Source organism: Micromonospora sp. NPDC050200 (assembly GCF_040656135.1).
Classification (GTDB): domain Bacteria; phylum Actinomycetota; class Actinomycetes; order Mycobacteriales; family Micromonosporaceae; genus Micromonospora.
Genome location: NZ_JBFALG010000136.1, coordinates 1 through 5710 on the forward strand (window position 1 = coordinate 1; position 5710 = coordinate 5710).

Consider the following 5710-nt stretch of genomic DNA (forward strand, 5'->3'; position numbering starts at 1 on the left):
AACACCGCCTGTACAAGCTCGTTAACGTCCTCCACATAGGAATCAACGACGCCTCGGCACCCTCCGTCACCACCGAATGTGAGACAGGGCCGTTAACTTGACAGACCCGGCCCGGACTTGTACGGCTTGCCATCGGAGATGTTCCCGGGGCTCTTGGGGGCAATAATACCTGGATCTGGGAGGGTCTTATGACTCCGGAGAGTGAACTCGCTCGGACAAAGTCGCGTCCGGAAGTGGGGCCGTCAGGACCGTTGGCTGTCTTCTACGTGGAAATCGCCAGCTGGGATGAATCTGACAGGTTCGCGCAGCGTGTCAGGGAGCTTGTTCGTGCGGGCATTGAGGTGTCGGCTACGTGTGACTTCGACGCGGAAGATTTGCCGGAAACGAGTCTTCCGCCAAGGTTGAACGAAGCAGGCTTCCTTCAAGAGCAAAATAATGCCAAGCTTAGGTACTCTTTGCATCGCGGCGATGAGGACTGGACGATGCAGGATCTCCTCTTTTCGTTCGACCCGCGACAGAGAAGCTGGAAATGGTGGGACATAACTCGAGCGGCCGGAAATGTTGTGCAGATTTGGCTGGATTCACGAGGGGAGCCCGTGTTCGCGTGCGACGAGCTGAGGTGGATTTGTTACCTCAGCGGTGCGCGCTCCCTGGTGGGGCCTTTGCTCATGCCAGCTGAGGTCTGGGGAAGCATGCCGTCTATCGGTATTGCGCCCGACTCGACCGGGTGATCTGACGTCGATCCGTGACGGCCCGGTAAGGGTAAGCCGGATTGGCCTCGGCGCATTAAGGCTGTTGGGCGGGTCGATCAAGTGTCGATCCGCCCTTCGCCTCCGTGCGTCGCAGGGCATGGATGCGCGTGCCGGTTGCTGTCATGGATGATGTCAGTCGATCAAGCTAATCGACGTTCGAACATGTCTGTCGGCAGCGTCAGGCGTAGCTTGGTACGGCGGCGCCGCGAGGGCTGCCATCGCCACCAGGGCGGCTGGTTCGTCCAACTACGTTCGGTCATCGCAGGGCGGACGGATGCGCGCGGATCGCGGCATGACCGGACGTCCGCGTGCCGCAGCTGACCGGGTTGCGGCTGTTGGGCAGGGCTGCGGCGGTTACTTCGTGACCGTGTAGCGCACGTGGGTGGCATACGGCGAGCTGTAGACCTTGACCACCTCCAGGTCCACGTCCCGGTCGAACCCCTCGAACAGCCGCTTGCCCGCACCGAGGATCACCGGCGCCGTCGAGATGACCAGCTCGTCGACCTTCCCCGCCGACAACGCCTGTCGGATGACCTCGGCGCCGCCACCGACGGCGACATCGCCGTCCCCAGCCACCTCAACCGCCTGGGCCAGCGCCGCGTCAAGATCCGCGACGAACCGGGACCCGGTCTGGGCTGCCGGCTGGTCCGCGCTGCGGTGGGTGAGCACGAACAGGGTCCCGGGGAAGGGGTTGATCCCACCCCACCCCACCCCACCCGCCGGCCGCGTCGTACATGCCACGACCGACCACGCCGGCGGCCATCGTCGAGACGAGCTCGTCGTAGAACTGCTTGTCGGGGCCGTGCATCGCGAAGTCGTGGCCACCCTTGTAGGTCCACGGGCCACCCATCACCCAGTAGTGCAGGCGCTCGCCACCTCGGCCCAGGCCGTATTGCGGCCCGTCGTCGGGACCGGTGACGTAGCCGTCGACCGACGTGGTGATGGATGCGATGGCCTTGCCCATGGTTCCCTCCTTCATCGGGTGTCGCCAGTACAGACCCGGCATCCGACCCCGACTCATCGCCGCCGAAGGCGCAGAAACTCGTTCATCCTGGTTCTGGCCAGCGGCCACACTCGGCGGCAGATCCGGGCGTTGCGAGGCTCAGCCGATGCGTTCGGCCAGCGAGACGATGATCCCTTCCGGCCCCCGGACGTAGGCCATCCGCCAAGCACCCTCGTACTCGCCGATGCCGCCGACCAGTCCGTAGCCCTCGCTCGCTGCCCAATCGACAGCGGCCTGCAGGTCGTTGACCTCAAAAGAGACGTTGCGCAATCCCAGCTCGTTGGCCATGGCAGCCGGCGAGCCCGGCACGGAGTCGGGCCGCACGAATCTCGCGAGTTCCAGGCGGGCGCCATCGTCGGGCGACTTCAGCATGACGATCTCGGTGCGGGAGTCGGGAATGCCGCAGACCGTCTCCAAGAACTCGCCCTCGACGAACGCCCTGCCCTCGACCTCCAAGCCGAGCGCCACGAAGAAGGCGGTCACGACATTGAGGTCTGCAACCGTGATGCCGACGTGGTCGAAGCGGCGTACATGTGACATGGACCGTGCTCCCGTCGTATCGATCATGCATTTGCCACGGTAGGCGTTCCCAGTACCTAGACCAACCGACACGAGGAGGCCGGTCGTCACCGTGTGACCGTCCGCAACTCGGCAAGACCGAGCGTTCCGATGGCTCCGGCCAGTTCGACCTACCCAGCACCTTGGCTCCTGCGACCCGTCGACGTACACGTAGCGCTTCATCACCCGACGGTTGGCACCTCGATCGCCGCGCGGTGAGACGACGGCCCTTCGAGAGCTGTGGTTGAGCCCGAAGCAAATGGCGCGGCTCGACGCCCACCGATCCGGGCTCAGCGCGTCTCGCTGCCGGCCGTGCTGAGCCTCGCGCAGGCCAGCACGGTCAGGGCGGCTCCGAGTAGCAGCGCCGCGACGGCGAACGCGGTCTCGACGTCGGGCCCGGTCTCGACGGCCACGGACACGCTAATGCCCGCCTGGTAGAACGCGTCGCTGTCGCGCGGCTCCGGCCGACTCCGCCAGGCATCGTCCACTGCGAGCCAGGCCGCCGTAGCCAGCACCGTGGCGCCCACCGCCGCGATCGAGGGGGCGGCCCCATAGCGGCGGACCGCGCGGCCCATGGCCCAGGCATACCCACCGAGCACGAGCAACGCCGTCATGGCCACATTGGTGAGGGAGCCGAACAGGGCGGTCAGCCCCGACGGGAGAAGGGCGAGAAACACCAGGGTGACCAACGTGAACACACCCACCATCGGCACGGCACGGCCGATCCGGCGCAGCCGCTCCCGCGGCAACCGCGCAATAGCGACGCCGAGGCAGACGCAGACCAGGATCAGACAGCAAGCCACGGCTAGCTGTCGCAGGAACCGCGTCCGCTGCCATGCCGGGTCGGTCACCAGCGCGATCAGCTCGCTTGCGCTCGGTGGGGCCTCGCCGAATGGCGATGCCGCCCATCCCCCCAACTCCACGACGCCCGCGATGGCGAGTAGGAGCAGGCCGCCCTGCAGTAGCAGTCGCGTCGACCGGGGCACGGCGGCACCGGTCACCGCGGGGTGGACGGCGAGCACGCCCAGCACCACGACACCGCCGACACCGGCCGCCCAGGGGAATCCGAACAGTGCGCCCACGACCGCGAGCAGCGCCGCCCCGATGAGCAGCAGGAGCGGCTTCGCTGAAGGCATCCGCACAGGGTAGAGAGGCGAATCCCGGACTCGGCGCCCGCGGCTGGGCCCGACTCGATCTTCCAGACTGCCGCTTAGCGGTAGCTAATCCAACGCACTGACATCGGCAAATCCGCACACCCGCTCGAGGGCAGGCCGGGTGACCAGCTTCTGCTCAGCGTGACTACGCGGCGGCGGCTGGACGCGCGACTCGCGGCATGTGCGGGCGAGCCACTGTCATGACCATGCTCGCTGGGTGCGGCGCCATCGCTGCGGGGTGATGCCGTAGCGGTCGCGGAAGCGGCGGACGAGATAGGTGGCGTCGCGCAGGCCGGTTCGGGCGGCCACGGCGTCGAGCGGCAGGTCGGTCTCGCGCAGCATTCGCCGGACCTCGGTCATGCGCCGTTCGGTGATCCATTCAAGCAGAGGGCGGCCGGTGCGCCGGCGGAGCACGGTCGTGAGGTGCCCCGGGGTGTAGCCGAGCGTGCGGGCGACATCGGCGGCGGAGACCGGTTCGCGGAACGTCGCCTCGATCTCGGCGAAGACCCGCTCGACGAGTGGGTCCGGCGTGGCCGGAGCGCTGGGTGCCAGTCGCGCGGCCGCGACCAGAAGCCGGGTGAGCAGTGCGGCGACGGCCTCGCGGGCGCCGAGACGGCCTGGGTCGGCGAGTTCCTCGGCCAGGTCCGCCAGCCACGCCGACCAGTTCGCCTGGTCGGGCTCTGCGATCCGACCGTGCCCCGCGCTGGAAGCGAACAGGGCGAGGAGGGGATGGTGCGTCCAGGCCAGTGGGGAGACCGAGGTCAGGGCGGGGACGGCGTCCGGTGTGAACGCAACCGACCACGCGCGGCCGCGGGCGAGCTCGGCCGCGGCCGCGACGCCGATGACCTGCCCGGGCGATACAGCGTGGACCTCGCCAGCGCGCAGCGGCCGTTCGGCGCCGTCGACGGTGAACGAGCCCATGCCCTCATCGACATAGACCAGGACGAGGAAGTCGTGGGCGTGCCGGTGGTCCGGCGGGAGGCTGGGGTGGGCGGCTTCGGTGTCGAAGCGGGTCACCGACACAGGAGGCAGGCCGGGGCGCTGCCGGTAGCGGTAGACCGGCGTCCCGTCGGGCCGTACCGTGCGCAGCCTCGACGGGACTCCCAGCGAGTCACTGACCGAAGAATGTCCCATAGTCTCCACGTTAAATCCTGCTCGATAGCCGCAGAATATCCAAGACTTGAAGGTGACGACACCGGGCCCGTCACGGGCCACCGAGGCAGACCCGCCACCGCGTGCACAGGAGGCATCCATGGCAGCTTCGACCCACGTACGCATCCTCGACCAGCGAACTCCGCAGGATCGGGACCGCCCGTTCCTGCCAGGCGCGGGAAAGACCTGGCTTCTCCCGTTCTACGACGCCTTCACCCGGGTGGCCGGCGTCCGCGCACTGCACGAACGTGCAGTCGAGCTCGCCGGCATCGAGCCCGGCCAGACGGTGGCCGACATCGGTTGCGGCACGGGCAACCTGTCGTTCGCCGTGCTCGCGGCCCAGCCGAGCGCGCGGGTGACCGGCCTCGACCCCGACGGAGACGCCCTGCGCAGGGCAGCGCGCAAAGCGCGCCGCCGCAGCGTCGCTCTTACCCTCGTTCAGGGATATGCCGACCGGATCCCCGCCGAGGACGCCTCGCTCGACCACGTGGTCTCGTCGCTGGCCCTACACCACGTCGATGACAACGGTCGGATCGCGTTCGCGCGCGACGCGCTGCGTGCTCTTCGGCCGGGAGGAAGGGTCACGGTCGTCGACTTCGGCGGCCCAGCATCCAACATCGAGGACGCCGGGCACCCAACACACCGCCATGGCCACAGCCCTGTCCACGCCCTCCGGCACCTGACCCGCCTCATGCGTTCCCGGGTGGCGCACAGCCCGGTCGTGGCCCGCAACCACGGCGATGGCATCGTCACGCTCCTGGCCGACGCCGGGTTCGGCGACGCCCGGGAAGTCGCGCACACCGACCACAGGTTCGGCCGGGTCACCTTCGTGCAGGCGACTCACCCCTTGAGCTGAACCCGATGGGCGTGTCGACAGACCTAACCACGCCACGCAATGGCAACAGTCCCAATGCCGCAGGCCGGTACCGCCACCAGCATCCGCTCATCGGCCATGTGCGTATGCCGACCGAGTCAGCACTTCGTGACGCCGCGTAGCGCGCGGATCGCGGCTACCTGTTGACTGGTGGTACGACCGCAGCCCGGCCAGGCTTGGTCGAGGTGACCGGTGGGGTCGCTCTCATCGCGGCTGC

The 5710-nt window shown here is 68.0% G+C and carries 6 protein-coding genes; 1 reads left to right on the forward strand and 5 read right to left on the reverse strand.

Features of this window, described 5'->3' with window-relative positions; all coding sequences use genetic code 11:
* Window positions 1–1106: 1106 nt before the first annotated feature.
* The 5 genes from AB0I41_RS34640 to AB0I41_RS34660 form a co-directional block, all read right to left on the reverse strand.
* A complete protein-coding gene (locus AB0I41_RS34640; protein WP_357115527.1) occupies window positions 1107–1463 on the reverse strand; it encodes a dihydrofolate reductase family protein in 357 nt (118 codons plus the stop codon).
* The gene (locus AB0I41_RS34645) at window positions 1354–1716 is read right to left on the reverse strand and encodes a hypothetical protein (RefSeq protein ID WP_357115531.1); all 363 of its coding nucleotides are present in this window, start codon (window positions 1714–1716) and stop codon (window positions 1354–1356) included. Before AB0I41_RS34645 ends, AB0I41_RS34640 begins: the two co-directional genes overlap by 110 nt.
* Window positions 1717–1854: 138 nt before the next feature.
* Window positions 1855–2322: a VOC family protein gene (locus tag AB0I41_RS34650; RefSeq protein ID WP_357115515.1), complete on the reverse strand. Its 468-nt coding sequence runs from the start codon at window positions 2320–2322 to the stop codon at window positions 1855–1857.
* A gap of 281 nt (window positions 2323–2603) precedes the next feature.
* Window positions 2604–3449 (reverse strand): hypothetical protein, encoded by an 846-nt coding sequence (locus tag AB0I41_RS34655; RefSeq protein WP_357115518.1) that lies wholly within the window; start codon window positions 3447–3449, stop codon window positions 2604–2606.
* A 216-nt stretch (window positions 3450–3665) separates the two neighbouring features.
* Window positions 3666–4601, reverse strand: a complete 936-nt coding sequence (locus AB0I41_RS34660) for an AraC family transcriptional regulator (RefSeq protein ID WP_357115521.1) — start codon at window positions 4599–4601, stop codon at window positions 3666–3668.
* Window positions 4602–4719: 118 nt separating this feature from the next.
* Here AB0I41_RS34660 and AB0I41_RS34665 point away from each other — a divergent pair, with 118 nt between their 5' ends.
* Window positions 4720–5475, forward strand: coding sequence for a class I SAM-dependent methyltransferase (locus AB0I41_RS34665; protein ID WP_357115524.1), 756 nt, complete (start codon window positions 4720–4722; stop codon window positions 5473–5475).
* The last annotated feature ends 235 nt before the right edge of the window (window positions 5476–5710 follow it).